The 25,847-nt window shown below is 47.4% G+C and carries 25 protein-coding genes; 12 read left to right on the plus strand and 13 right to left on the minus strand.

Annotated elements, in window-relative coordinates:
* Positions 1 to 30: 30 nt before the first annotated feature.
* The 4 genes from DNHGIG_RS01675 to nucF all read right to left on the minus strand — a co-directional run bounded on the left by DNHGIG_RS01675 (position 31) and on the right by nucF (position 6,570).
* Positions 31 to 1,317, minus strand: coding sequence for a homocysteine synthase (locus tag DNHGIG_RS01675; RefSeq protein ID WP_282198044.1), 1,287 nt, complete (start codon positions 1,315 to 1,317; stop codon positions 31 to 33).
* A 390-nt stretch (positions 1,318 to 1,707) separates the two neighbouring features.
* Positions 1,708 to 4,896, minus strand: coding sequence for an adenosylcobalamin-dependent ribonucleoside-diphosphate reductase (locus tag DNHGIG_RS01680; RefSeq protein WP_282198045.1), 3,189 nt, complete (start codon positions 4,894 to 4,896; stop codon positions 1,708 to 1,710).
* A gap of 12 nt (positions 4,897 to 4,908) precedes the next feature.
* Positions 4,909 to 5,364, minus strand: coding sequence for a transcriptional regulator NrdR (nrdR, locus tag DNHGIG_RS01685; RefSeq protein WP_282198046.1), 456 nt, complete (start codon positions 5,362 to 5,364; stop codon positions 4,909 to 4,911).
* A 399-nt stretch (positions 5,365 to 5,763) separates the two neighbouring features.
* Entirely contained in the window at positions 5,764 to 6,570 is an 807-nt protein-coding gene (nucF, locus tag DNHGIG_RS01690; RefSeq protein ID WP_282198047.1) for a 5' nucleotidase NucF, read from the minus strand.
* Between the two features lie 248 nt (positions 6,571 to 6,818).
* Between nucF and DNHGIG_RS01695 the strand changes: the two genes are divergently transcribed.
* The gene (locus tag DNHGIG_RS01695) at positions 6,819 to 7,670 is read left to right on the plus strand and encodes an MBL fold metallo-hydrolase (RefSeq protein WP_282198048.1); all 852 of its coding nucleotides are present in this window, start codon (positions 6,819 to 6,821) and stop codon (positions 7,668 to 7,670) included.
* A 79-nt stretch (positions 7,671 to 7,749) separates the two neighbouring features.
* Positions 7,750 to 8,055 (plus strand): hypothetical protein, encoded by a 306-nt coding sequence (locus DNHGIG_RS01700; RefSeq protein WP_282198049.1) that lies wholly within the window; start codon positions 7,750 to 7,752, stop codon positions 8,053 to 8,055.
* 69 nt (positions 8,056 to 8,124) lie between these two features.
* Here the strand turns inward: DNHGIG_RS01700 and DNHGIG_RS01705 are convergent, their stop codons facing one another.
* Positions 8,125 to 8,814 (minus strand): NUDIX hydrolase, encoded by a 690-nt coding sequence (locus DNHGIG_RS01705; RefSeq protein ID WP_282198050.1) that lies wholly within the window; start codon positions 8,812 to 8,814, stop codon positions 8,125 to 8,127.
* A 140-nt stretch (positions 8,815 to 8,954) separates the two neighbouring features.
* On the opposite strand from DNHGIG_RS01705, the gene DNHGIG_RS01710 reads away from it, so the two are divergent.
* Positions 8,955 to 9,629: a 3D domain-containing protein gene (locus DNHGIG_RS01710; protein ID WP_282198051.1), complete on the plus strand. Its 675-nt coding sequence runs from the start codon at positions 8,955 to 8,957 to the stop codon at positions 9,627 to 9,629.
* Between the two features lie 32 nt (positions 9,630 to 9,661).
* Here DNHGIG_RS01710 and hepT read toward each other — a convergent pair whose 3' ends face one another.
* Entirely contained in the window at positions 9,662 to 10,096 is a 435-nt protein-coding gene (hepT, locus tag DNHGIG_RS01715; protein ID WP_282198052.1) for a type VII toxin-antitoxin system HepT family RNase toxin, read from the minus strand.
* Positions 10,097 to 10,300: 204 nt separating this feature from the next.
* On the opposite strand from hepT, the gene thiE reads away from it, so the two are divergent.
* The 5 genes from thiE to DNHGIG_RS01740 all read left to right on the plus strand — a co-directional run bounded on the left by thiE (position 10,301) and on the right by DNHGIG_RS01740 (position 16,187).
* Positions 10,301 to 10,981, plus strand: coding sequence for a thiamine phosphate synthase (thiE, locus tag DNHGIG_RS01720; protein ID WP_282198053.1), 681 nt, complete (start codon positions 10,301 to 10,303; stop codon positions 10,979 to 10,981).
* A 78-nt stretch (positions 10,982 to 11,059) separates the two neighbouring features.
* Positions 11,060 to 12,220: a glycine oxidase ThiO gene (gene thiO / locus DNHGIG_RS01725; protein WP_282198054.1), complete on the plus strand. Its 1,161-nt coding sequence runs from the start codon at positions 11,060 to 11,062 to the stop codon at positions 12,218 to 12,220.
* 321 nt (positions 12,221 to 12,541) lie between these two features.
* The gene (locus DNHGIG_RS01730) at positions 12,542 to 13,504 is read left to right on the plus strand and encodes a GntR family transcriptional regulator (RefSeq protein ID WP_282198055.1); all 963 of its coding nucleotides are present in this window, start codon (positions 12,542 to 12,544) and stop codon (positions 13,502 to 13,504) included.
* Positions 13,505 to 13,590: 86 nt separating this feature from the next.
* The gene (locus DNHGIG_RS01735) at positions 13,591 to 15,321 is read left to right on the plus strand and encodes a 2-oxoacid:acceptor oxidoreductase subunit alpha (protein WP_282198056.1); all 1,731 of its coding nucleotides are present in this window, start codon (positions 13,591 to 13,593) and stop codon (positions 15,319 to 15,321) included.
* Positions 15,322 to 15,323: 2 nt separating this feature from the next.
* Positions 15,324 to 16,187, plus strand: coding sequence for a 2-oxoacid:ferredoxin oxidoreductase subunit beta (locus DNHGIG_RS01740; RefSeq protein WP_282198057.1), 864 nt, complete (start codon positions 15,324 to 15,326; stop codon positions 16,185 to 16,187).
* A gap of 48 nt (positions 16,188 to 16,235) precedes the next feature.
* Here DNHGIG_RS01740 and DNHGIG_RS01745 read toward each other — a convergent pair whose 3' ends face one another.
* The 4 genes from DNHGIG_RS01745 to DNHGIG_RS01760 all read right to left on the minus strand — a co-directional run bounded on the left by DNHGIG_RS01745 (position 16,236) and on the right by DNHGIG_RS01760 (position 19,027).
* Positions 16,236 to 17,309 (minus strand): alanine racemase, encoded by a 1,074-nt coding sequence (locus DNHGIG_RS01745; protein WP_282198058.1) that lies wholly within the window; start codon positions 17,307 to 17,309, stop codon positions 16,236 to 16,238.
* Positions 17,310 to 17,373: 64 nt separating this feature from the next.
* Positions 17,374 to 17,868 (minus strand): NUDIX domain-containing protein, encoded by a 495-nt coding sequence (locus DNHGIG_RS01750; RefSeq protein WP_282198059.1) that lies wholly within the window; start codon positions 17,866 to 17,868, stop codon positions 17,374 to 17,376.
* A gap of 26 nt (positions 17,869 to 17,894) precedes the next feature.
* The gene (locus tag DNHGIG_RS01755) at positions 17,895 to 18,038 is read right to left on the minus strand and encodes a hypothetical protein (protein ID WP_282198060.1); all 144 of its coding nucleotides are present in this window, start codon (positions 18,036 to 18,038) and stop codon (positions 17,895 to 17,897) included.
* Between the two features lie 29 nt (positions 18,039 to 18,067).
* Entirely contained in the window at positions 18,068 to 19,027 is a 960-nt protein-coding gene (locus tag DNHGIG_RS01760; RefSeq protein WP_282198061.1) for a class I SAM-dependent methyltransferase, read from the minus strand.
* Positions 19,028 to 19,213: 186 nt separating this feature from the next.
* Here DNHGIG_RS01760 and DNHGIG_RS01765 point away from each other — a divergent pair, with 186 nt between their 5' ends.
* The 3 genes from DNHGIG_RS01765 to DNHGIG_RS01775 all read left to right on the plus strand — a co-directional run bounded on the left by DNHGIG_RS01765 (position 19,214) and on the right by DNHGIG_RS01775 (position 21,071).
* Positions 19,214 to 19,447, plus strand: a complete 234-nt coding sequence (locus DNHGIG_RS01765; RefSeq protein WP_282198062.1) for a hypothetical protein — start codon at positions 19,214 to 19,216, stop codon at positions 19,445 to 19,447.
* A gap of 208 nt (positions 19,448 to 19,655) precedes the next feature.
* Positions 19,656 to 20,678, plus strand: coding sequence for a DMT family transporter (locus DNHGIG_RS01770; RefSeq protein WP_282198063.1), 1,023 nt, complete (start codon positions 19,656 to 19,658; stop codon positions 20,676 to 20,678).
* A 135-nt stretch (positions 20,679 to 20,813) separates the two neighbouring features.
* Entirely contained in the window at positions 20,814 to 21,071 is a 258-nt protein-coding gene (locus tag DNHGIG_RS01775; protein ID WP_282198064.1) for a hypothetical protein, read from the plus strand.
* A 298-nt stretch (positions 21,072 to 21,369) separates the two neighbouring features.
* On the opposite strand, the gene DNHGIG_RS01780 is transcribed toward DNHGIG_RS01775, so the two are convergent.
* Positions 21,370 to 22,449 carry a M42 family metallopeptidase gene (locus DNHGIG_RS01780; RefSeq protein ID WP_282198065.1) on the minus strand — a complete coding sequence of 360 codons (1,080 nt, stop codon included), beginning with the start codon at positions 22,447 to 22,449 and terminating at the stop codon, positions 21,370 to 21,372.
* A gap of 252 nt (positions 22,450 to 22,701) precedes the next feature.
* Here DNHGIG_RS01780 and DNHGIG_RS01785 point away from each other — a divergent pair, with 252 nt between their 5' ends.
* Positions 22,702 to 23,034 carry a YunC family protein gene (locus tag DNHGIG_RS01785; RefSeq protein WP_282198066.1) on the plus strand — a complete coding sequence of 111 codons (333 nt, stop codon included), beginning with the start codon at positions 22,702 to 22,704 and terminating at the stop codon, positions 23,032 to 23,034.
* Between the two features lie 224 nt (positions 23,035 to 23,258).
* Here DNHGIG_RS01785 and DNHGIG_RS01790 read toward each other — a convergent pair whose 3' ends face one another.
* Both DNHGIG_RS01790 and DNHGIG_RS01795 read right to left on the minus strand, forming a co-directional pair.
* Complete coding sequence (locus DNHGIG_RS01790; RefSeq protein WP_369414746.1) at positions 23,259 to 24,059, minus strand: aminoglycoside phosphotransferase family protein; 801 nt, start codon at positions 24,057 to 24,059, stop codon at positions 23,259 to 23,261.
* Positions 24,060 to 24,298: 239 nt separating this feature from the next.
* Positions 24,299 to 25,543, minus strand: coding sequence for a glycosyltransferase family 2 protein (locus DNHGIG_RS01795; protein WP_282198067.1), 1,245 nt, complete (start codon positions 25,541 to 25,543; stop codon positions 24,299 to 24,301).
* Positions 25,544 to 25,847 lie beyond the last annotated feature (304 nt).

Raw genomic sequence — 25,847 nt, forward strand, 5'->3', positions numbered from 1 at the left:
CAAAGCGACTCTTCACAGTGAATGTACGCATTATGCCTGACTTTTGGCCAACGCCTGTTGCAAGTCAGCAATGATGTCGTCGACCGTTTCAATTCCGACGGAGAGACGAATCAGTTCCGGGGAAACGCCCGCTTTGAGCTGATCTTCTTCAGAAAGCTGTTGATGCGTTGTACTTGCCGGGTGAATCACGAGTGATTTCGCATCCCCTACGTTTGCCAGCAGAGAAAACAGTTCCAGGGAATCAACAAACTTTCTGCCTGCTTCCACACCGCCTTTAATGCCAAACGTGAGAATTCCGCCCTTTCCTTTAGGCAGATATTTTTCTGCGAGTGCATGATAAGGGCTTGATTTCAGTCCGGGATAATTCACCCACTGCACATTTTCATGGGACTCCAGGAATTCGGCAACCGCAAGGGCATTGTCTGAATGGCGCTCCATGCGCAGAGAGAGCGTTTCTAGTCCTTGCAGAAGCAAAAATGAATTGAACGGTGAAATGGCAGCTCCCATATCGCGGAGCAATTGCACACGTGCTTTAACGATATATGCGGCAGGGCCGATATCTCGCACATAACTTACCCCGTGGTAACTTTCATCCGGTTCCACCAATCCTGGGAAGCGTCCATTATCCCAAGGGAATTTTCCTCCGTCGACAATTACCCCGCCGATGGCCGTTCCATGTCCGCCGATAAACTTCGTGGCCGAATGTACAATAATATCCGCTCCGTGTTCGATCGGACGGCAGAGGTAAGGTGAGGCAAATGTATTATCGATGATCAATGGCACACCCGACGTATGGGCAATGTCTGCCAAAGCGGTAATATCCGCCACATCCATCTTCGGATTTCCGATCGTTTCTGCGAATATCGCTTTTGTTTTGTCGGTGATCGCCTGTTTCACTTCTTCTAAGTTGGACGGATCCACAAACTTAACTGTGATCCCGAATTTTTTCAGAGTGACAGCAAACAGATTATAGGTTCCGCCATACAGGTTGGTGGAAGAAACGATTTCATCCCCCGGACCAGCAATGTTCAGAACGGCGTACGTAATCGCTGCTGATCCTGAAGCGAGTGCCAGTGCACCTACGCCTCCTTCGAGAGCGGCCACGCGTTGTTCAAACACATCGGTAGTCGGATTCATGATCCGTGTATAAATATTCCCCGCTTCTTTCAAAGCAAACAGATTGGCCGCATGTTCCGTGTCACGGAATACGTAGGAGGTTGTTTGATAAATGGGAACTGCCCGAGAACCAGTGGCAGGATCCGGTGTTTGTCCGGCATGTAGAGAAAGAGTTTCAAAACCCAGTTTACGCTCGCTCATGAATTTTCCCTCCTTTTTCATTTAAAAAATAAATCAATCAATTTTCAACGATTGAATATACCATATCATTCCTATCGAATAACCGTCAATATATTTTTGCTTGTATCCTTGAGTGGGACAACGCCCAATTCCATCGAATCTCTACTACGGGATCTCTACTATCAGAATGAATGAATTTATTCTCGTGATTTTCATCTTCTTCGTTCCACCATCAGGATAATAAAAAGAAAAGGACTCAACCACTAACTGAATGAAAGTCATCAATAAGACTACATCGGTTGAGTCCAATTCCATCTAACTTTATATGAATATATTTTCCGCAGATTCTGAAGCAATCCGGCTATTTATGAACTTACAGGAAACCTCCTGTGCTTATCTACAATCATACCACTAACACTTGCTATACCCGCATGCCTCACATTCGTTGCATCCGCCCTGGCGGATCAATGTGTGCTGATGACAACGCGGGCATAGATCCTTGCCTACGTTGAACTCCCGCAGACTGGGCCGTTCTTGAAGGGATTCCTCCGTACAACTTGCCAATTCCTTCGATGACATGAAACGCAACGGGAATGTCTCCGAGTGTTCGATCAGGGATTTGGCGATTGCGTCTGGGACAGAAGTGATGCGCCGATCCCCGAAACCTACGGAGTTCGCCCCTCCGATTCCTGAGAAGTGTTGTACGAGCACCGCTTCTTTATTTGGATTCTGTGAGTCCATCAGGTAGAGGGTAATCGCCCGGCCAAGCGCTTCGTTCGCTGCGTAAACATCCGAACCGGCTTTCCCTATGTTGACAAAAATTTCACGCGCCAGATGATCATCCGGATCATCATTGATGGTGATATAGGCGGTGCCAAGAGGAGTTTCCTTTTTGTACGTCGCACCGTATAACACGTCCGGACGCTTCTTCTTCTTGTAAACGGAACAGCCGCATGTTGTTCCCGATTTCATCTCCTGAGTATCTGCCTGTTGCGCTTCCGTTTGTTCTTCGGGCTCCTTTTCTATTTTCTCTTTCAAAGAAAGCACTTGTTCCGAACGGGAGCCGTCGCGGTAAATCGTTACACCTTTGCAGCCAAGCTCATAAGCGAGATCGTACAAACGCTTGGTATCTTCTACCGTATAGGAGTTTGGCGCATTACATGTCTTGGAAATCGAACTGTCGATCCATTTTTGTAAAGCCGCTTGGACACGCACATGCTCTTCCGGTGTCAGATCCATCGCCGTCACGAAATAAGGCGGCAACGTGTCGCGTGTGACACCCTCGTGTGTGCGGATATAGTCATCTACAATTTTTGCATTTTCTTCAAACATACCTAAACGTGAATTGCGAAAATACGACCATGCATAGTATGGCTCGCAACCCGTGGAACACCCGATCATCGTTCCGGTCGTTCCCGTCGGAGCGATCGTCATCGTTGTCACGTTTCGTACTCCATACTTCCTGATCGCTTCCACCACATGCGGCTTTTCCTGAGCCATGTGTTTCATATAGCCGGATTGCAGGAAGAGATCAGCGTCAAATTTTGGGAATGGACCATTTTCCTTCGCCAATTCTACCGATTCGAGATAACACCATTCGGCCATCAATCCCATCAGCACATCGATCAGCTTTGTCGATTCTTCACTTCCGTAACGAATCCCGCAATACAGCAGCAAATCATGCAAGCCCATGATCCCGAGACCGACGCGGCGCTCCGACAGTTGATTTTGCCGGTTTTCTTCGAAAGGATAGAAGGTCGCATCGATGACAGCATCTTGAAAACGCAAGCCGATGCGGGTAATCCGCTCCAATTCCTCCCATTTAATATGATGGAGCAGAAACTCTGTCTTCTCGTCATTGAAATGTTTTCTCAGTTGCTCACGAATATACGCTTCCTTTTCCGGATCTGCGAATGAAACTTGCTCACCACAATCCTCGAAACCGACGGCAAATTTGGAGAGAACGACCGCCCCCAGATTGCAGATGCCGTAAGCCGGCAGTCCTTGCTCACCACATGGGTTCGTCGCAATAATCGGATTGAAATAGTGAGAGTTGGACATCGCATTGTAGCGTCCAAGAAAGACCACTCCCGGTTCGGCAGACTTCCATGCCGAAACCATGATCTCATCCCACAGCTCCGTTGCCGAAAGCTTCTCGTATGTGACCAACTCGCGTCCGGAAGCTTCCCATGCATGGAAGTCCCCGTCGAAGTCGTACATCTCTTCAAGCGGCGGATAACCGAGTTCCCAATCTTCCCCTCGCTCTTTCGCACGCATAAATTCTTCGGAGATACCGACCGAAATATTCGCCCCCGTGATCACACCGTCGACTTGTTTACAGGTGATAAATTTGCGCAGATCGGCGTGCTTATCATTCAATATCAGCATCAATGCACCGCGGCGGGATCCACCTTGCAATGTCAGTTGACATCCTACCGACATGATTTCGCCGACACCAACGGGACCAAACCCTTGACCGAATACCAGGTTCCCTTTGTCATAGAGGATTCCCCACGAATAAGCGCCGGAGCTGCGTCCATTGACACCGCGAACATAACTGTATCGCGGACGCAACGAGGACAATACGATAGAGACTTTCTTTCCTTCCAACATCTTCTCCCACATATCTCCGAGCGTACTCGCGATCGTACCGCGGCGATCCCCCGGGATCAGCGTAACGCCGACCAAGTCTTGTACGACCATCACGTCCGATTCAAGAATCTTCTCATAAAGCGTTTCTGCGGAGATCGTTTCCCCGTACGTAACAGGTAGACCCTCTTCGATCCACTGTTGAATATTCCCGTTCCATTTTTCGTCATACCCCTCCGTCGTCGTGTCCGGGAAAACGAACGTCCAATCGGCACCTTCCTCTACGGCACGCAAAAATTCCGCATTGACACGTACCACTTTGGTGCTGTTTTCATACGTTTCCGCCAGAAAATCCAAGATGTCGGCATGCCAAACATCCAACACCAGATGCAGCTCCGTTTTGCGGGATTTGTCAGTGACGGGAGTTATCGTTCCTTGTGGTGGGACTTCCGACAAATTCATTCCAACACCGCCCGAGCGCGCTTGGATCTCCAAAGTCTGCCCGAACGAAGTCGCGTAATCACGAGGTGTCGGTCCAACGTTGGGAATGACGAAGCAGTTATAACTCGTCGTCTGAATGCCCGTTCCGAGAGAAGCGTTGATGCGTCCTCCAGGAACGTAGCGCCATTTGCTTTGCAACTCATAGAAAAGCGTTTCCCAACGCTCCGGATCTTTCGTCACCGCTGCAGCGCCTTTCGCGATCCGTTTCCACATCTGTCTGGGTGACGTTTCTTTTAGGACATCGATATGGTCATATGAGAGTTCGATTTGGAACCCATCACGCAGTTCCACCGTCGCCAGCCGTTCTTCCGGTTGTAATGCCACAACCCTTGCCAGTTCGTGATACGCGCGTTTCTTATCGATCACGGCAACGACCAGACTGCCCACTTGTAAAGTTTCTTTTTGCGTATCTTTTAACAGATAGCGATCTGCTACGATTCTCTCACCCGTCGTTGAGAGATAATCTTCCTCCGTAAATGGGAGCATACTCGTTTGTATGCTTTGTGTCATATGATTTACCTCCTAGTTTTTATTCAACAGCCCAAGGATCTCGTTTGCAAATGTCTCAACGTCTCTAAACTGACGATAGACGCTGGCGAACCGCACATAGGCGACACCATCCAACACACGCAATTTCTCCATCACTTTTTCTCCAATTCTTTCCGAAGAAATTTCCTTATCATATTCTGCTCGCAGTTCCCGCTCAACCTGATCGACGAGCGATTCGATTTGTTCAAGCGGGATCGGTCGTTTCTCACACGCTTTTAATACACCGCGCAACAGCTTTTCGCGCGAAAATTCATCCCGCCGTTTGTCTTTCTTGATCACCATCAGTGGAGCCATCTCCACTTTTTCGTATGTGGTAAACCTTTTCATGCAGGCTTCACACTCGCGTCTGCGCCGAATCGTTGTATGGTCTTCACTCGCACGCGACTCGATCACACGCGAATGGGGATGTTGACAAAAGGGACAGCGCACGACACATCCCTCCTGTTTCTATTGTTCGGACAATACGAAAGATTGAATATGTACGTACATCCACAACACTATATATAGCGCTTATTATGTGTACTTCGAAATTATAACACTAGATCTAGGAAGGTCAAGGATTGATTTTCCTATAAAAATCAAGTGAAAGAAGGAGCAAAGGGCTGGCAGTATCAAGCTAATCGTCGTCTATTCGGACAAGCAAGTGTTGGCTCTGCTTGCCATATAAAAATCCCTTTATGACGGGAAAACGCATTATACTGTCGAAAAATATTTTTTCACAATACAAAGCATCAATCATAGCGCATGAAAAATACCGCCCCTTTAAGGGCGGCGTTCACTCACGAGGTTGTGCAATAACACCGGGAAACATGGCTGTGAATACGTTCTTCAAGCGTTCTCGCAGCAACGAACGAGTTCAGCGAGATCATTCACAACGAAAGAAGGTTTTCCCTCCGCGTCGCAAATATCTTCCCGTTTTGAGTATCCTGTCAGTACGAGGATCGAACGAATACCCGCATGGACTCCGGCTAGAATATCCGTTTCCAGGTTATCACCGATCACAACAGTGTTCTCCTTCACCGTGCCGATTTTTTTCATCCCGTATTCGATCATGCGCGCCTCCGGTTTGCCGATCCATATCGGGTCTTTTCCAGCCGCGATACTTACAGCCCTCGCCAAAGAACCCGCACCAGGGGCTAAACCGGTTTCTGTCGGCAACCGCTTGTCCGGGTTTGTCCCGATAAAGACCGCACCTTTTTGGATCGCGTCACATGCGCGCTTCATTTTTTCATATGTAAATTGGCGATCGATGCCGACGACAACATACTCGCCCTCTTCTTCGACAAGACGGCAACCGATCTCTTCGAGCGCCGTCCTCAGCCCTTCTTCACCAATCATGTGGACAGTCGGTGAATGATCGCAATGTTCTTGAATAAACATGGCGGTCGCTTGGCTGGATGTTAATACATGATCCGGGGTTGCAGGTATGCCCATACTTATCAACGTCTCGGCAACCTGTTCGGGACGTTTGGAAGAATTGTTGGTCACGAACAAATAACGTTTGTGATTTCGCTCCAACCATTCGACAAACTCTTTCGCGTAAGGAAGCGGTTCTTTTCCTCGATACATCGTTCCATCCAAGTCGATCAGAAATCCCTCAATCGCCTGTAACCAATGGTCTTGTTGACCGCTCATGGCTGACACCTCCCGTCCCTTGATTATAATACAGGATTTTAACAAATGTTCATAAACCGGAAATGGCTGTGTCAACCTATGAACACAAAGATCATGATAAGTACTTTGTCATGAAGAGAGGGTGGGTTTTTGCCCTTATTTACACCTCGCAGAAAAGCATCAGTCAACCAAGAGCCACTCCCGCCTGTTATGAGACATCTCATTTTGTTATAATATGTATATCTGATCGATCGGAAGGGGGCTCTTTCATGCAAGAGAGTCGTTATGTTCATCGATTGACCGTCAGCAGCCCCACTCTCTTACCTGCGACAACCACCAATGTCTATGTAATCACGCATCACGGGGAAGCGATTATTATCGACGCGGGTTATGAACAAGAGGATTCAACAAAAGAGATTATCAGCTATATAGAATCAATGGGCCAGCCGCAAGTCAAAGCGATCATCCTCACGCATTACCACCGCGATCACAGTCCTGGTGCCAAAGCGTTATCCGACCACTTTCAATGTCCAATATGGGCTCACGCGCAAGAGGTTGAAAACATCCACCGGGAGATCTCCCCTTACAAGGTGGAGAAAGCACTGACAGAAGGAGACAGGATTGAGATTGGTGGGGTGCCCATCTTCGTACTTCATACTCCGGGACATACGAAAGGACATATCAGCTTATGGATGGAAGAAGAAAAGATCCTATTCGTAGGCGATAATGCAGCCGGAGAAGGAAGTGTGTGGATCGGTCCGCCAGACGGCGATCTGACTCATTATCTTCAAAGTTTACAGCGTCTCAAATCGTTCCACGCTGAACGCTTGGCACCCGGACATGGTCACATGATTCACGATCCGGACGCCTGCATCGACTTTTTGATCACAAGACGGCTGGAGCGGGAGTCACAAATTCTGAAGCTGTTACAATCCTCTCCCCTGTCCGTTTCCCAATTGGTCGATCTGATCTACAGAGACCAGATTCACCCAAGCGTGCGCTGGGCGGCAGAACGGACGATAGAAGGGCACATAATGAAATTGCTAAACGAAAGGCGCGTCCAAATCGCAAGTGCCGATCGAACGCCAAAATATGCCCTTTCTTCTTCGTTGACAACATAGCTTTCCGATTTGTACAATACCTGTGACAGCACTTCTAATTAACAAATAACGGTAATCTATAGGAAAGGGGCGGATGGTTTTGTCAGCCGTAATCGCGAGAATCAATAAGTTTGAGATCTTCCTGTTGTCCGTCGTTGCCGCGTTGGCTTTGGTCAGCACGATGTACGGAGCCTTTCGTTTTAACAACGATGAAATCAATGTTGCATTAAGTGCCGTACAGCCGTCCACGAACGAACCTATACATCTTGTTTCCGTAGATAAAAATCATACGTATTTCGTAGCAGACGGAACAAGCGTTTGGAAAGTACAATTAACGAACGAGAATGGGAATTGGGTTCCACAAAGCGTTGAGAAAACCGGAACCGTTGTCTCAGAAGGAAAATAAGCTTTTGAACGACATGATTGAAAGCCCGCAAACCGTTATCACGGACGGTTATGTGGGCTTTCTCGCATGTCAGTTCCATAGCGGAATATTCTTTCGCGTGTACTTCAACGCCTCATCGACAGTCCTGAACCGGGAAAGGTAGCGCAAGCTGTCGAGTGTTGGCGGTGCCATCTTCATGAGACCTTGTGCATACGCCTGCAAGGCTTCTTGCGGTGTCAACCACATCCCCTCTATCACCTCGCGCTCGTTCACCTTCGGCACCTTGCTGCGCGGTATGCGAGCCATAAAAAAACGCGTTTCAAAGCGGCGATTGGTCGGATTTTTAGGAGTGACACGACAACCTACATAAAGGAGAACGTCAACTTCCAATGTCCATCCATTTCGAATCACCCATTCATGGAACGATTCCGCCCCTTGAATGATCCTGTTGCGTACATCTTCGTACATCATGTCTTCGACCCATTCCCCATGGGAATCGCGCGCCAAAAGAACCCCGATTTCTTCGTAACATTCGCGAATCGCCGCGACCCTATGAGCCAAGAATTGATCCTCTATCGTGCATGCTTTCGTGCAACGAGAAGCGATTGACTTACCAAAGTCTTGTGGTTCCAAAGCACCTCCCGGATACACATAGTACCCGGGCAAAAACGTCATCGTCTCGGGGCGCTTCGTAACGAATACCTCGCAAGGCCCTCCTTCTTGTCTGTCACGCATTAAGATCAAAGTCGACGCTTGGCGAATCTCCTGCTCATTTTCCATACCCGATCACTTCCCTTACCTGCCATTTTTATGGAGTATGCCAGATGTACGGATATACGTTTCAAGATTACATGAATAACGAGAAAAACTTCCGCTCAAAATAGTTCTGTCTATATTTACTAGCAGAGGTGAAAGTTCTTATGGGAAGTCGACGATGGGGGATGGTTGTATCGATCGGGCTTTGGACCCTTTCGGCTTTCACTCTCCCTGCCGGAGCGGCGACTCCGGAAACTCGGTCTGCTCCCGGACAAACGAACACCGCGGGGGCAGACTTCATCCAATATTCCGTTTCACCGGATGATACCCTATGGGATATCGCCAATCGCTATCACACAACGGTGGAACGCTTGCTCTCCCTCAATCCGAATGTTCGCCCCGATCAATTGAAAATCGGAAGCCATCTGGTCATTCCGCGTTTGCACGATGAAGCGAAACCTGTGATGGCTGAACAAGGGAAAGTGATCATCACAGCATCAGGCGAACGATTTCGCGTTCGCCACGTCCTCAATTGTAAACTGACTGCGTATACATCCGGGTATGAATCAACCGGCAAAAGGCCAGGGGATCCCGGATATGGTATCACGTCCTCAGGACGTGTGGCAACGATCGGAAGAACGATCGCAGTTGATCCCGAAGTGATCTCGATCGGCAGTAAGGTTTATATCGAAGGACTTGGAATCCGTTACGCGGAAGATACGGGCGGTGCCATAAAAGGACATCATATCGATGTTTATGTGGGAGATGGCGGTGCCGTCAAACAAGCGCTCGAGTTCGGCGTCAAACAAGATGTTCCCGTCTTTATATTAGAAGACTGACACAGGGAGAGACAACCTCTCCCTTTTGCCTTTTAAGATATGCCAACATATGTATAGACGGAATCCCGGTATTGATCAAAATCACCGCTGTGTTTTCTCACCATTTCGTAGAGCTCATCAGGCACGATCTTTTGATACTCGTGTACAAGGATACGACGGTAACGGACAGCTTCGAGGAAGTGGGAGGCAAAATCTTTCGCGATGACTTCCTCTTCTGCCAAAATTTGCACAATATCTTCATATGAACTGGGATCTCTCATGATCAACGTATCAATCAGCAGATTTCCGACATCCGTAACGCACTCCATAGCGATATGCAACGAGCGTTCTGCCGCTAATTGCAACAGTGGATCGGTCAGAAAGCGTTCTCGCCCTTCGTTTGTCAAACGTTTTAAATTCTCCGCATAACGCTCCATGACCGTGAAGATCTTCTTGATTTCCTCTTTATGTGCTGCAGTGATGAACATGTACATACTCTCCTTTTTGGTAATCGTTTAAGAAATATGCATCCCTTTTGTAACAATTTCGTTCTTCTCGTTGACCATCTCTGTTTATGATGGTAGACTGAACATGAATCGTAGGTCAATGACTGGTGACCGCCGTTTTTCCCTATTTTTAACTATTCTTGGGATAGACGGTGGTTTTTATTTTTATAAAAGGCAGGTATTCATATGAAAGGTAAAAACCGTTTTCAATTACATATAATCACAGATGGTCTTAAACAAGCCAATGAACTGATTCCTATTGTATCCGCAGCAGCCAAGGGAGGGGCCGATTATATTCAGCTTCGTTACAAGTCTGCTCCCGCCCTCGACCTCTATACACTCGGAAAAGTGATTCAACCTGTGATCAAAGAAGAACAGACGGGACTTCTGATCAATGACCGAGTCGATGTCGCACAAGCGCTCGAAGCCAACGGGGTTCATCTCGCGGCCAAGAGTTTGCCCGTTCGTCCGGTACGGTCGATCGTAGGGAGTGAGATGTTGATCGGATGCTCGGTTCACTCCATAGAAGAAGCCATCGAAGCGGAAAAACAGGGAGCAAGTTATATCACGTACGGTCACATTTTTCCGACAAATTCAAAACCGGGACTCCCTCCGCGCGGTATCGACTCACTGAAACAAGTGATCGACGCGGTCTCCATACCTGTTCTGGCCATCGGTGGAATTACAAATGAAAATATCGATCAGGTGCTCGCTACCGGGGTTGCGGGCATCGCCGTCATCGGAGCCGTGATGTCACAGGATAACCCGTTTGAAGCGGCCCGTATTCTGCGACAGCGGATGGATGAAAGCCCGTTCGTCCCGAAGCACGCACTTCCTTCACCGTTCATGAACCCTTCCATGCCGTGAGAGGAACCGACAGATGAGTGAGTCGTACACGTACAGATATTCTGGACGGAAAAAAGATTGGGAGAGGAGATGTTTCTCATGAATTCGAGAGCAGATGTCATCATCATCGGCGGGGGCGTGATCGGTAGCGCGATCGCCTATTTTCTCGCGAAAGAAGGGGTGAAACCGCTCGTCATCGAAAAAAGAAAAGCGGGACAAGCAACTTGTGCAGCCGGCGGTATGCTCGGTGCACAAGTCGAGATGAGCGAGCCGGGGCCGCTTTTCGACCTCGCGGTAAAGAGCCGCTCCTTGTTTTCACAGATACAAGAAGAACTCTATGAGATCTCTAAAGTGGATATCGAGTTGAACCGTACAGGCATGTTGCGAATCGCTGTATCTGAAGAAGACCGCAATGAACTTCTCGGACGCATCCCTTGGCAAACGAAAGCCGGATATCGAGCCATATGGTTGGAAGACAAAGATTTACGCCAGGAATGCGGAGATTTCATATCTTCTACATACGGGGCCCTTTTCCTTCCGGATGATTATCAAGTGCGCAGCCCCCGGTACTTACGGGCTCTCATAGAGGCAGCCGTCGTTTTAGGAGCCACTTTTGTTGAGGAAACGGAGGTCATCGGTTTTGTTTGCGAAGGAGAACGGATCTGCGGTGTCAAGACGTTAAACGGCGAATATTACGCGGATCAAGTCGTGATTGCTACAGGCGCATGGAGCGGTCTCCTCGCTTCCTATCTCGGGATTGAGATTCCCGTGTATCCGCAAAAAGGACAATCGATTTTCGTTGACACGACACCACATGTGTCCGAGTACACCATTTACACACATGGGACTTACATCATACCTAAAGCCAACGGACAAACCTATATCGGGGCAACCGCCGAAAAAGCCGGTTTTGATTCACGTCCTACTTTGCAAAATATCGAGCGTTTGACAACATCGGCCACCCGATTGATGCCTGCTCTCTCCCGGAGTTTCTTTGCAGGTACCATTACAGGGTTTCGCCCGGCGTCACATGACGGTCTTCCCTATATCGGAAGACTCCCTCAGTATGAAGGGCTGTATGCAGCAACCGGCCACTGGAGAAATGGTATTCTTTTATCCGCAATCACCGGTCAGTCCATGGCTGAACTTCTACTCAACCGAGCGACTTCCATCTCGCTCGCACCGTTCTCTCCGGAGCGATTGTTCCATACCAAAGATACACCGGTTGTTTCCGACTCGGTCAGTAACTCGATCAGATAAATAACAATTCCGGCCTCCTCCTTTTTAAAAGATGAACGATCTCTTGTGAACAGCGTATCGAAGCCCGTAGATACACGGGTATCGATACGCTTTTTCGTAGGTTCCTAATCATAACGGTAAGCCCGAATTCCGGTTCGGAGATGTTTTGGAAGAACCGTTCCCCTTGTTGCGAAAAACTTTTTTGTCAAATCGCGAATTTTAACCTTTTCCCTTTTTAATGAGTCGAGTATAATAGGTACTGACGATTTTGATCAATGGATTAGTCCAGTTTGGATCTCCACAATCCATTGTGGACCTGTCTCTGTAGGGGGTGAGGGTAGCATGCCCTTTCCGATCGTACGCAAGAACGGCATTCCTTTGTATATTCAAGTGAAAGAAGCGGTGCTTGCCGAGATCAAGAACGGTCGATGGAAAACTGGAGATAAACTCCCCACTGAGCGGGAATTGTCTGAGAAGCTTAAAGTCAGCCGGAATACAGTGAGCCAAGCATATCAAGAATTGGAAGCCGAAGGTGTACTCATGTCTGTGCAAGGCAGAGGCACATTCGTCTGCGACCGTGATGATGCTGTGCGCATTGAAAACCGGAAAGACCTTCTCATGAAAATCATCGATGTAGCGATGGAAGAAGGGCTTCAACTTGGTTTTTCCATTGAAGAGTTTGTCGAACTTACCAATCTGCGCGCACGCCAAAAGATGGAACTCCTGAATCAAGTAAGGGTTTGTTTTATCGAATGCAACCGCGAACAAGTGGAATATTTCGCTAAGCGGTTGGAATTTGGTTCAGGAATCAGTATCACTCCGATCGTTCTGGATGATCTGCGCGACAATATGGATCAGTTTCTTCCTATTCTCACAGCGGCTGATCTCTTGATCACCACTTTCTTTCATTACGAAGAAGTGAAAGAGCTGTTGGGACAGCGGAAGAATGTGCTTGCAATCGCTCTGGATCCGCAAATGGAAACGATCGTTCGGATTGCGCGAATTCCTGCAGGCAAACGAGTCGGATTGGTCTGCCGCTCCGACAATTTCGCGTCAAAAGTTTTACTGGCTTTGAAAACGGCTGGTCTCGACGGAATGGACATCAAAGTGAGCCATGAGTCCGATCCTGACAGACTGCGTGAGTTTGTAGCCAATCTGGACGTCATCATCGTTTCGCCGGGAAGACGCCGTGAAGTCGAAGCGTTCGCTACCCGCCGCCACGACATCATTGAATTCGTCTTTACACCAGATGTGGCTTCCATTAATTTGTTGCGCGCGGCTTTAATTGATATTCGGCGACAATAATGGAAGTATATATTCTGGGTATCATTTTATGTAAAAAGGCATGTAACAGCCTGAGCAGTATCAGTAGACAAGAGGAGATGACTAGGATGTTGGATCAACTTTCTTGGAAAGTTGGGGGTCAGCAAGGTGAAGGTATCGATTCAACAGGTAATACCTTCGCGATTGCATTGAACAGACAAGGATATTACATCTACGGGTATCGTCACTTTTCTTCCCGTATCAAAGGCGGTCATACGAACTACAAAATTCGTGTCAGCACAAAACAACGTTTGGCAAGTGCCGATCAGCTCGACATGCTGCTCGCCTTCGATCAGGAAACGATCGATTTCAACGCGCATGAGTTGCGTGAGGGCGGCATTATCATCGCCGATTCCAAATTCAACCCTGTTGTGCCGGAAGGTAAGAACATCCGTTTCTATAGTGTTCCATTCACAAAGTTAGCCGAGGAAGCCGGTTCATCCATTATGAAGAACATGGTTGCTCTCGGTGCTTCTGCATGCATTTTGGGGTTGACCCCGGAACTGTTCGAAAGCATTATCTCTGATCGCTTCTCGCGTAAAGGCCAGAAAGTGGTCGAGCAAAATATGGAAGCTGTACGTAAAGGCTTCAATTTTATCCAACAGGAAGGCGGCGCAATCGAGGAATTCCGTCTTGAAAAAGGTGACGGAAAAAAACGATTGTTCATGATGGGTAACGATGCATTAGCGCTCGGGGCGTTGGCTGCCGGTTCCCGTATCATGCCAGCATATCCGATCACTCCGGCTTCAGACGTCATGGAATATCTCATTAAAAAGTTCCCGAAAGTCGGTGGCCATGTTATTCAAACGGAAGATGAAATCGCTGCCATCACAATGACCATCGGTGCCAACTTCGCGGGTGTCCGCGCTCATACGGCTACATCCGGTCCTGGACTCTCTTTGATGATGGAAGCGATTGGCTTGGCGGGGATGACAGAAACGCCTGTTGTCATTATGGATACACAGCGTGGCGGTCCTTCCACAGGTTTGCCGACCAAACATGAGCATTCCGACTTCCTGGCTGCACTGTTCGGTACACACGGTGAAATTCCGAAAATCGTACTGGCTCCTGCAACCGCTGAAGAATGTTTCTATTTCACGATTGACGCGTTTAACTATGCGGAACAATATCAATGTCCTGTGATCGTTATGACCGACTTGGCGCTTTCAATGGCTGATCAGAGCGTTGAGCCGTTTGACTATGATCGCATCAAAATTGACCGCGGTAAGCTGGCTACAGAAGAAGAACTTGCTGCAGTTGCGCAAGGCGAACTGTTCAAACGCTATAAGTTTACGGAAGACGGAATTTCACCTCGCGTGTTCCCGGGGCAAAAAGGCGGTATTCACCACGTCACCGGTGTTGAACACAACGAAGTGGGACGCCCGAGTGAAGATGCAGCGAACCGTACGAAAATGATGGATAAGCGTTTGGGTAAATTAAAAGGTGTCAAATTGTCGAATGCCGTCAGCTATACGGGTCCGGAACAAGCGGATTTACTCGTCATCGGTATCGGCTCAACCATAGGCGTCATTGATGAAGCGGTCGAAAGGCTCACGGCAGAAGGCAAACGAGTGGCTCATGCTCACGTTCGCGTTCTCTCACCGTTCCCGACCGAGGAACTGCAAAACTATGTAAATCACGCAAAACAAGTACTCGTTGTCGAAAATAATGCGACCGGCCAATTGAAACACCTCATGCAGATGTTCGGAGTGAAAGGTGAATTCAAGTCATTACTCAAATACGACGGTAACCCGTATCTCCCATTCGAAGTGTACAACCATTGCAAGGAGCTGGTGTAAAGATGGCTACAGTAAAAGATTTTCGTAACAATGTTCGTCCTAACTGGTGCCCGGGTTGTGGTGACTTCTCCGTACAAGCGGCCATTCAACGTGCACTTGCGGAACTCGGCAAAGAGCCCCACGAGGTTGCAGTCATTTCCGGTATCGGTTGCTCCGGCCGTATCTCCGGTTATATCAACTCTTATGGAATGCACTCGATTCACGGACGTGCACTTCCTGTCGCTCAGGGCGTAAAGCTCGCCAATCGCGATTTGACAGTGATTGCTGCAGGCGGTGACGGTGACGGCTTTGGTATCGGTTTGAACCACTTCATGCATGCGGTTCGCCGTAACATGGATATCACCTACATCGTTATGGATAACCAAATCTACGGTTTAACGAAAGGGCAAACTTCACCAACTTCGGCACACGGATTCAAGAACAAAACAACACCGGAAGGTAACATCGAACACTCTCTGACACCAGCTTCTGTAGCTCTCGGTGCCGGGATTACGTTCCTTGCACAAGGCTTCTCGAGCGATATCAACCAACTCGTGCGTCTCGTGAAAGAAGCCATTCAGCATAAAGGATTCTCTTTGTTAAATGTGTTCTCACCCTGTGTCACATACAACAAGTTGAATACGTACGACTGGTATAAAGAACACATCGTCAACCTCGACAACGTGGAAGGATATGATCCGACCAACCGTGCAGGCGCGATGGCAAAAGTCGTAGAAACAAACGGTTTGTGCACGGGCGTCATTTATAAAGAAGAGAAACCGGCTTACGAAGATCTGATTCCTGGTTACAAAGAAACTCCTCTTGTTCATCAAGATCTCACACTGGATCGTGACTTATTCGAAAAAGCTTTGGCCGAATTTGCGTAAACGGCAAAAACCCGTTTCCTTCAGGAAACGGGTTCATTTTTTGAGCAGTCAGCTCGTTTTTCCTCTAGCTTCCACCCGCCAGACCTCTGCTGATTGTCCCTCCCGTATCACATACACTTGATCCGTAAGATTGACCACAGGACAAGCGTGATTCGGGATAATCTCAACCACGTCTCCTATAGAAAGCGGACAATCATCGGGTACTTTTACAACCGCATGCTCTTCCGAAAGACGCTCGATCACACAATCCGGATAGCCGACGATTCTTCCATAGCCGCTAACCCCTTCCACACCATGCGCTCCGCGGTCGAGTGCCAATGTTTTCGCACCGCTATCCAACACCAGTACATTTTTGTTCGGGCGACTGACAACACGAGCCCATACTCTTAGTGCGCAATCCTCTTCAGTAGCTACCCCAAGCCGGACCTGTGTCATGTCATGGAATACATAATTTCCCGGACGGATCTCTGTTACGCCCGTGACAGCACCGCTGATACGCACGGTTGGGGTCGAACCGACTGAAATCTCTTGTACTGCAATTCCTTCTTTACGCAAAATTTCAGCTGTTTCTATGAGGCAATCGGCTTCTCCCTGACCGATTCGTTGCAAATCTCGCGCATCTTTTGCCGCGTACGCATGACCTGCATGCGTGAGTAATCCCAGAAATTGAAGACCCGGCAAAGATACCACGTGACGAACCAATTGTGCGGCTTCTTCCCCCGGCTGTACTCCGCAGCGGTGTAAGCCACTATCGATTTTTACATAGACGGGGAGACGCATTCTCTCACGTAAGAAAGCATCGGATAACGCTTTTGCTCCCTCGAAAGAATCTACCAAAGTAGAGACACGAACGGTACGCGCGAGAGCCAGCAAACGTTCAACCTTTTCATTGCCGATGAGCGGATAGGCGATGAGAATATCATCACACCCGTGTGCAGCCATCACTTCCGCTTCTCCGATCTTGGCTACTGTAATCCCGGCTGCTCCGCGCTCCAACTGCATCTTCGCGATTTGCGGCATTTTGTGCGTCTTTCCATGCGGGCGCAGGCGAACACGGTACGCCCGCGCAAACGCCGCCATTCTGTCAAGATTCCTGATCATTTTCTCATAATGTACCACCACGAGAGGGGTGTCCATCCTATCATTCCTTTCCTCTATCGAACGTGTAGATGCGCAAATCGTTTTACTAAAGATGAGTAAACGGATGTTGGATCCGACGTATATGGTTGATTACATAGAGGTACACGTCATCTTTCATGATGGGCGAATACGTTTGATCGCTGCGGATGTCTTCAGGTGCGGGCCATTCTTTAAACAGTCGGACTTCGGTCGTTTCAAAACCGGAAGGGAGCATTTGCAGATGGGCCACCCTGGCGATATAGACAGACTTGATCAGATCTTTCTTCCCTTTTTCCCGTACCGTATACTGGGCAATCCATTCGATCGCATCCAATTCGGCCCCGGTTTCTTCATACGTCTCGCGAATCGCGGTACATATCGGCATTTCTCCGGGCTCCATCGTCCCGCCTGGAACCTCCCAACCTCTTTTCATATGTTTGGCCATCAAGAGTTGTCCCCTAAAAAACGGGAATATCAAAACATAGCTTGGATCTTTTGCGCGATCACGTTCAAAAGTGAGTGTGACGCGCCCCCCATAGGCACCGGAAAATTCATAGAGCATCAGCTATTTCTTCTCTCCTTTTCATACTACCATTTCGCTGTAAGTCCTTTTAATAGCGGTTTTTTCATATTCTTATACTGGATCAGTACTTTGACAGCATCTCCAAGCCCTTGCGGCAGAAAAAGAGATAGCATGCGTTGCAATTCAAAATCTGCTTGGAAATCGCGCAACGCCCGCTCCCCCAATTCCGCCGCTTTTTCTAGGAATCCGAGCCCTGCCAAAAGTTGGTCTGTGTCGTGATGCCCGCTGTTTGCAAGCCCACTTCTTCCCCTGTGCGCATCAAATATGTAAAATCAACATCTGCCGTAATATCCTGTTCCCCAATTTTTTCAAAGGGATTGTACTGTAATTTTTGGTGAAAATAACAGCGAATTCCCCCCTTGCTTACATACTTCAAGTAAACGTCCGGTTGCTCATCCCCATAATCAAATGTGATGATACAGCCGCGAGACAAGAGATTCGCCATCTCCCGCAAGACTTCCCCCGTCCGCAGACTTACATCCAATCGATCCCCTTCAAGGAGTTGTTCTAACATACGAATATCCAGTATCTCCGCGAATCGTTCATCCGATATAGGGCCACTGACTTCCTTAAATGCATCCTCCATCCATGTAACATACCGTTCTACCAATTCTCCGTTTTCCATCATAAGCCGATGTACAGGCAATGCGTCGAACAACTCATTGCTCACAATAACCCCCGTCAATTTTCCGTACTGAGGGATTTCGGAAAGCTTCCAATACCAATCCAACGATGCTTTCGTTTCCTTAAGCTGTTGCTTTTGCTGTTTCTGTAATACAGGGCTTTGCTCAACGATGATGTAGGTTAACGCTTCGCTAAACGACTCATCTTTTCGCCATTCCTGCAACATATCACGAGCAAGTGTTCCATTCCCGGCTCCCATCTCAATGACGGTAAATTTCGTTGGACACCCCATTTGCTCCCAGATCTCTAGAATCTGGCGCGCAACACACTGACCAAAGATCGGATGAACCATGGGAGCCGTATAAAAGTCTCCCCCTTCGCCAATGGTTATGGAGTCACGGTTGTAATAGCCGAACAGCGGGTGATACAAGACCTCTTCCATAAACGATGCAAACGTGATGCGACCTCCCGCTTCGCGAATCTTCTGTTGGATCCGTGCAATCAGAGGGTTCATCAAGATCTCCTACCCTATCCTGAAACATTTACTATATTTTATTGTAGCAAAAGTGCAGAGGAAATGCCCTTATTCGATGAAATCAATCGCCTGCCCTTTCCTGATGTTTCAATCCGAAACAAAGACTAGAAGGCCTTTTCTATCGCGTGTATAATGAGATAAGAACAATCATCTGGAGTGATGAGAATGGGAAAAATCATCGACCACGAAAAATTGTTAGAAGCCATTCGGGGAAGATGTGATTTTTTGGAGGAATTAGAGTATATAGGTACTGATCAAGAAGGTCGCCCTCTGTTTACCGCCTTTGATGTTGTATACAAACGAGAAATGGAGCTCCGTCTCAACGGTGATGCCCTTGAAGGCGACTACGGATACGGCGGATATAGTGTAATTGCGAAGATCTCTCTTGATTCGGAATAATCGAGGAGGAAGGGGCGACTAATCCCGCCCTCTCTCACCAACGAGCATGCGGTTCCGCATGAGTTCGGATCTCCAATGTTGACGAAGTTCAAAATATCTTTGGGTTAAACTCTTGAGTCCTCGGGAAAGCCAATAGGCGATTCCGAGGGCTTTGTGTAAATGAGGAGTACATGTGGTTCGCCTTGCGCCTTTCCGGACTGGTTGAGTCATGGAGAACTATTATCAAGTTAGACAGATTGAGGTGAAACGATTGCGTCCGATTGTATTGGGTATTTCTGCATCTTTCTTTTTTGCAGTTACATTTATTTTGAATCGAGCGATGTCTTTATCGGGTGGTAGTTGGATTTGGAGCGCTTCGCTTCGTTATGTTTTTATGGTCCCTTTTCTTTTACTCATTGTAATAAGCAGGAAGAATTTACGTCCACTTTTGCAAGAAATGATAAATCATTCAGGTAAATGGCTCTTGTGGAGCTCGATAGGTTTTGGGTTATTCTATGCTCCTTTATGTTTCGCATCTGCGTATGGTCCCGGATGGTTAATCGCTGGAACTTGGCAGATTACCATTGTCTCAGGTTCTCTACTGGCTCCATTTTTTTATGAATCCGTTCAATCCCCAAATGGAGTGATAAAAATGAAAGGAACAATCCCGTTGAAGGGACTTTCCATGTCATTCATTATCCTTTTGGGAATCGCTCTCATGCAAGTAGAGCAAGCGAGACATCTCTCTGTAAAAGATTTGTGTTTTGGTGTATTACCTGTAATCGTTGCATCTTTCGCATATCCACTTGGGAATCGCAAAATGATGGAGTTATGTCAAGATCGTTTAGATTCTTATCAACGGGTCTTAGGCATGACGCTTGCGAGCATACCTTTTTGGTTACTGATTTCTATAGTTGGTTTGTTTACAGATGGACTTCCAAGTCGAGGACAGATCGCACAGTCTCTAATTGTTGCCATTTCTTCGGGTATAGTTGCCACTGTTTTATTTTTCAGAGCTACTGATATGGTGAAAGACAATATACAAAAGTTAGCTTCTGTAGAAGCAACCCAATCCTTGGAAGTATTGTTTACTGTACTAGGAGAATTAGTGTTGTTTGCTCGTCCAGCTCCAGCTTTCTTGTCTTGGATCGGCATGTTTCTTGTCATCATTGGTATGGTTATGCATAGTTATGTTTCACAAAAGAAAGCGCCGGTAAAGATTCCAACAACTAACTCATCAAAAGCACTATAAATCAATTTTAAAAGTCAAAAATTTTTTTCAGGCTCATCCGAATATCTGTGGGAAGTGGAGTCAGTCGATTGTACTGATTTTCCCAAAAAGTGTAGAATGGAAAGAGAATTGTATATGTATAAGGGAGGGGTTACGGTGCCGGCAGAGCGCACATGGCACAACCTGGAGCTTCCTGAAGAGGCACAACTGGTTCGAAAAGAATTATTCGAATACAGCAGTGACAAGGGAGACTTCATCATCGAATTATTTGAAAATGTAAAAGGTGAATATTACGCGATAGGTACTCCACGCCATTCTGACAAACTGATCATTTATGGTTCGCCCGTGATGAGCGATTCATTTATGGCTATGCAAACCGTAATCGAAAAAATCGAGCGAGAAGGTGCCTGTTAGTTTTGTCAATTTGAAATTGGCTACCTTGAAAATGAGTGCTTGGGTGGGTGTATTGCTTTGCGCTTGGGTTCGATGAAGGTCGTCCCGCCGGGATTCTTAACAGAGGTTGCGGAACGACCTTCAACTCACCTCTTCGTCGCAAAGCGATACAACCCACCCAAAAGCCACTCCGTTTCTTGAGATAGCCTTATACTTCTTCCCTCACAAGAAACTTTTCATCCTCTGATGGCGCCGCTTGCGGCATGGAGGGCCGTATCAAGAGTGCCGCCCTGGAGCAAATTCATCTTTCTTGGCTATGTTACGATTTGAGCCATTCCACCGTTTTCTGATCGAGCTTTTTCACAACGGCAGCCAACAATTTTGCCGCATGATGCAGATCGTCATGATGAATGATTGACGCATGACTATGGATATAGCGTGTAGGAAAACCGATCACCAGTGAGGGAACACCTTGGTGTACAAGATGAGCGCGCCCCGCGTCAGTTCCTCCACCGGAAATCGCATCATACTGATAAGGGATTCCTTCTTCTTCCGCCGTATCTATGACGAGATCACGCAGCTTTGTATGCGGCACCATCGAGCCGTCATAGATCACAATCGTCGGGCCTTTCCCGCACTTGGCGTTCGGCATGTTTGCAGAGTCGGCAATCCCCGGCGTGTCCCCCGCGATACCTACATCCAAAGCAAAAAATACATCAGGTTCGATCATATATGTACTCGTTTGTGCACCGCGAAGACCTACTTCTTCCTGAACAGTGGCCCCGCTGTAGACCACATTGGGGTGGTCAATTCCTTGCAAGTTTTTTAATACCTCAATGGCGACCGCACAGCCGGCACGGTTATCGAGAGCTTTTGCCATGTACATTTTTTCGTTTGCCATTACGGTAAATGGACAAATCGGTACGATTGGATCTCCGGGACGAATTCCCATCTCTTTGGCATGTTCGTCACTCGTGGCGCTTACATCGATAAACATATGCTTGATATCGACAACCTTGTTTCTCTCTTCAGGCGGTAAAACATGCGGCGGCTTGGAACCGATCACACCGATGATATCCCCTTTGCGCGTTTTGATTTTCACGCGCTGTGCCAGCATGACTTGAGACCACCACCCTCCGAGCGTTTGAAATTTGATAAAACCATCTTTCGTTATATGGGTCACAATAAATCCGATCTCGTCCATGTGCCCCATCATCATGACCTTGGGACCGCCCGCCAGCCCTACCTTACGTCCTACGATGCTTCCCAGGTTATCTGTATACACTTCATCGGTGAGTGGCTTTAAATACGCCTGCATCAATTCGCGTATTTCTTGTTCCTGTCCCGGGACGCCCGAGGCCTCCGTCAGTTCCTTCAAAATGGTTGTCAGATCCTTCATGATATCGCCCTCTTTCAGCTACTTTTCCTTATTTTACAAAACAGGATTTGATTTGTATATATCTTAGCCCCATTGCAACACTGCCAATCCCCCCGAATATACTTAAGCAAACGTAGTGTGTAATAATACGAGCCTCTTCATACCCATTTTAATCGCAACCTGGCTTTGAAAAATGTGTTCTCTTATGCGGGCGAAACAAATGCGGCATGAGTGGTTACCGTGAAAATTGATGAACTGGCGAGGAGGATTCTCATGGTTTCAATGATTCCTATGACCGTTGACGGGCAAACGGTCATCGGTATTCATGTAGCCCTTCCCAAAACCAATCTGCTCGCGATTACAACGAACATTGGATACATCATGTGCGGGGCGCTTGATATCCAACTGTTAAATGAACGTCTGAGCGAGAGGGAAATCATTGCGGCAAGGATGGTTGGTGTAAAAACGCTTGAGGAACTTTTGAAAGGAACGGTGGAATCTTCAACATTTAAGGCACAGGAACTCGGAATCGTTCCCGGAACAAGCGGACGCGAAGCATTGCGTATCATGCTCTCGGCACAAACGAACACCCCTGCACGCTCTTGAATATATGCGGCCAACGGGAGTATGCTTCGCTTTGATTCGGTGAGGTCGTCTCAGCGGGTATATGCTTTGCGCTTATGCTCCGTGAAGGTCGTCTCGCATATATTAATATTCAAAAGTTGCGAGACGATCTTCAAAGTCGCTATTACGTGCGAAGCATATGACCTCTTAATATATCAAAGAAGCGGAACAACCTTACCTCAATGAATCAGATCGGTTCTAAGACCTTAGGCAGACGTTCTCGCTGCCTCCAACAGAGCATCCAGCAAAGACCGTAATTTTCCCTTTTCCTCCTCAGGTATAGTTTCAGAGAGTCGGGCCGCAGTAATTGGCAGCATCCATTCGTTGATCTGATCAATGGCCGAGCCGGAGATTTCCAAATACCTGTTTACATATTTATTGCAAATCCGCTTTCGTAATGATGGAATCAATAACTTAACAATTGCGGGTAGTCCTGATGGTAAAGCACCGTATTTCAGTATCAGAATGGTTCGGGCGACATCAGCTAAAGGATTCCCGCTGGTTCCGGTCGTCCAGTCAATAATGACGGGACCTTGACGAGTCAACATGATATTATCAGGATGAAAATCCCCATGGCATATTTGATTTCCGTCAGGCAACCGATCGAGGTGCTCTCGAATCAATTGTTTATCGCTGTCCGTTAAACAGTCCACCTGTTCAATTCTTGCTCTTACGATATTCTTTTGTGAAGGTAAGCCGCTGCTTTCGGTTTTATGTAATTCATAATGAAGTTCGGCTAACCTTTTCGCTTCTTTGTCGACATTCCACAGATTCCTGGATATGTACGAAGTCATCGTGATCCCAACTATTCGCTCATATACAATCCCTTTTTTTCCTTCGACGTCAACCATTCCAAAGACTTTCGGGACAGGAAGACCGAGTTTATCTACCGCCTGGCTCACATTCAGTTCGTGGTCAATAATGAACTGGGGGATTGTTTTATAGAAAAGCTTTACGATTTCATATTCTCCCCAAGCATAAATTTCAGCCGTGTAACCCTGACCGATTTTGGCCCTTTATTCAAGCAAGTTCCCCTCTCACGATTCGATGAATAGTCCGAATGATTTTTCAAGCCTTGTTTTCCAATTTCTGTGATGCTTATGGTATTCATACTACATAATACCAAAGAGTTCCTCCCCACTCAATGTAAATTCATATGTTTCAAATTATTCGTTTTTTATGAGCGATAGCGAATAAAAAAACGAGACGTGTTTGACGTCTCGTTTTTACTGAAGTTCAATCCCAATCAGTGAGAGATCTCCTCTAAACGAACAGCGCGAGTATGCACCGTGTGGCTCCATTCCCTGTTATTCCGGGTGAAATATCCTGCAACCGTGACTGGAAACCAAGTAAATACGAATAGAGGGAAGATAATCAGACCTAAATACGCTTTCCAAGGAACGCGTTCAAGCAACATGGCCAACGGCATCTGCAGATAAAGAAGCACGTTCACAACAATCCAGAACCAGTTCGGCAGGATCGCCGACAGGTTGGTCAATTGGAAAAACTCAGGATAACCGACTTGCAAGTAAAGCATGATCGATGTGAACAACACGATCAAAAGACGCATCGGCTGGAACAAGTACAATGCCGAATCAAACATGGACAAGTTTCGTGTAACAATCGCTTTGCGGAGCAGAGGGAACATGTATTTACGTGCACAGTCAAAATGCCCCTGCATCCAGCGAATCCGTTGACGCATAGAAGCCTTCAAAGTCAAAGGTTTCTCATCGTATACTTTCGCGTTATGTGCCCATACAGGATTAATGCCACGATCCACGCAACGCACGGTGAACTCCAGATCCTCTGTGAGGCTGGTAGCCCCCCATCCGATCTCTTTCAGGAGTGCCGTTTCGATGCAAATCCCGGTACCGCCTAGAGCATTCGGTAAATTTAAATTATATCGGGCCAATTGCCACATACGGTTGGTAAACCAGTAGGCGACGGCGTACGAGATACTGATCCAGGAATCGAACGGGTTCTTCGTATCCAGGTACCCCTGAATCACACGCGCCCCCTGACATAACTTCTCGTTCATTTCACGGAGGAAGTTCTTCGCGACAAGGTTATCCGCGTCAAACATGACAACCGCATCATACTCTTTCTCCATTTCCCAGAGGCGTTCTAACGCCCATTCGATCGCATAACCTTTCCCGCGTTTCTCTTTGTCATGACGTTCCAGTGCGATCGCACCATGTTTTCTTACGATATCCGCCGTATGATCCGTGCAGTTATCGCAAATCACGAAGATATCATACATGTCTCTGGGATAATCAAGATTCTGTAGATTTTCGATCAGTGGCGCGATAACCTCTTCTTCGTTGTGCGCCGCAACAAGTACTGCAAATGTCTTCTCCGGTGGATTTTTTATTTCTTCACTTTTTTTCTTCAGCCCGGCCAGTGACAGCGCTACTTGGTAAGCACTAATCGCTCCAGTAAGCCCTTGTAATGCTATGAAAGCATCATTCGCCAGACTATGCAGAATCGACATTGAAAACTCCCTCACTTTTTTTCGTGTGGCGTTTTTCCAATTTCGTTAAGATTCTACCACAACTTCAGCTTCTAAGAAACCTTGTTCATTCAATAACTTACTATAACATTTATATATTTCACGTACAAGTAGATTCCATTGTTTCGAAAAATCCATTCTTTTACTTGCTCGAACGTTTTCTTGGTTACACTCTCCAAGTCTATGATTGTTCGAATCTCGGTAGTACCCGGATGCGATTATTACAAGAGGGAAGATTCTTCTGAGAAAATCGTGTACAATGGGGAGGTGAATATATGTAGCAGAG

Source organism: Collibacillus ludicampi, from assembly GCF_023705585.1.
GTDB lineage: Bacteria > Bacillota > Bacilli > Tumebacillales > BOQE01 > Collibacillus > Collibacillus ludicampi.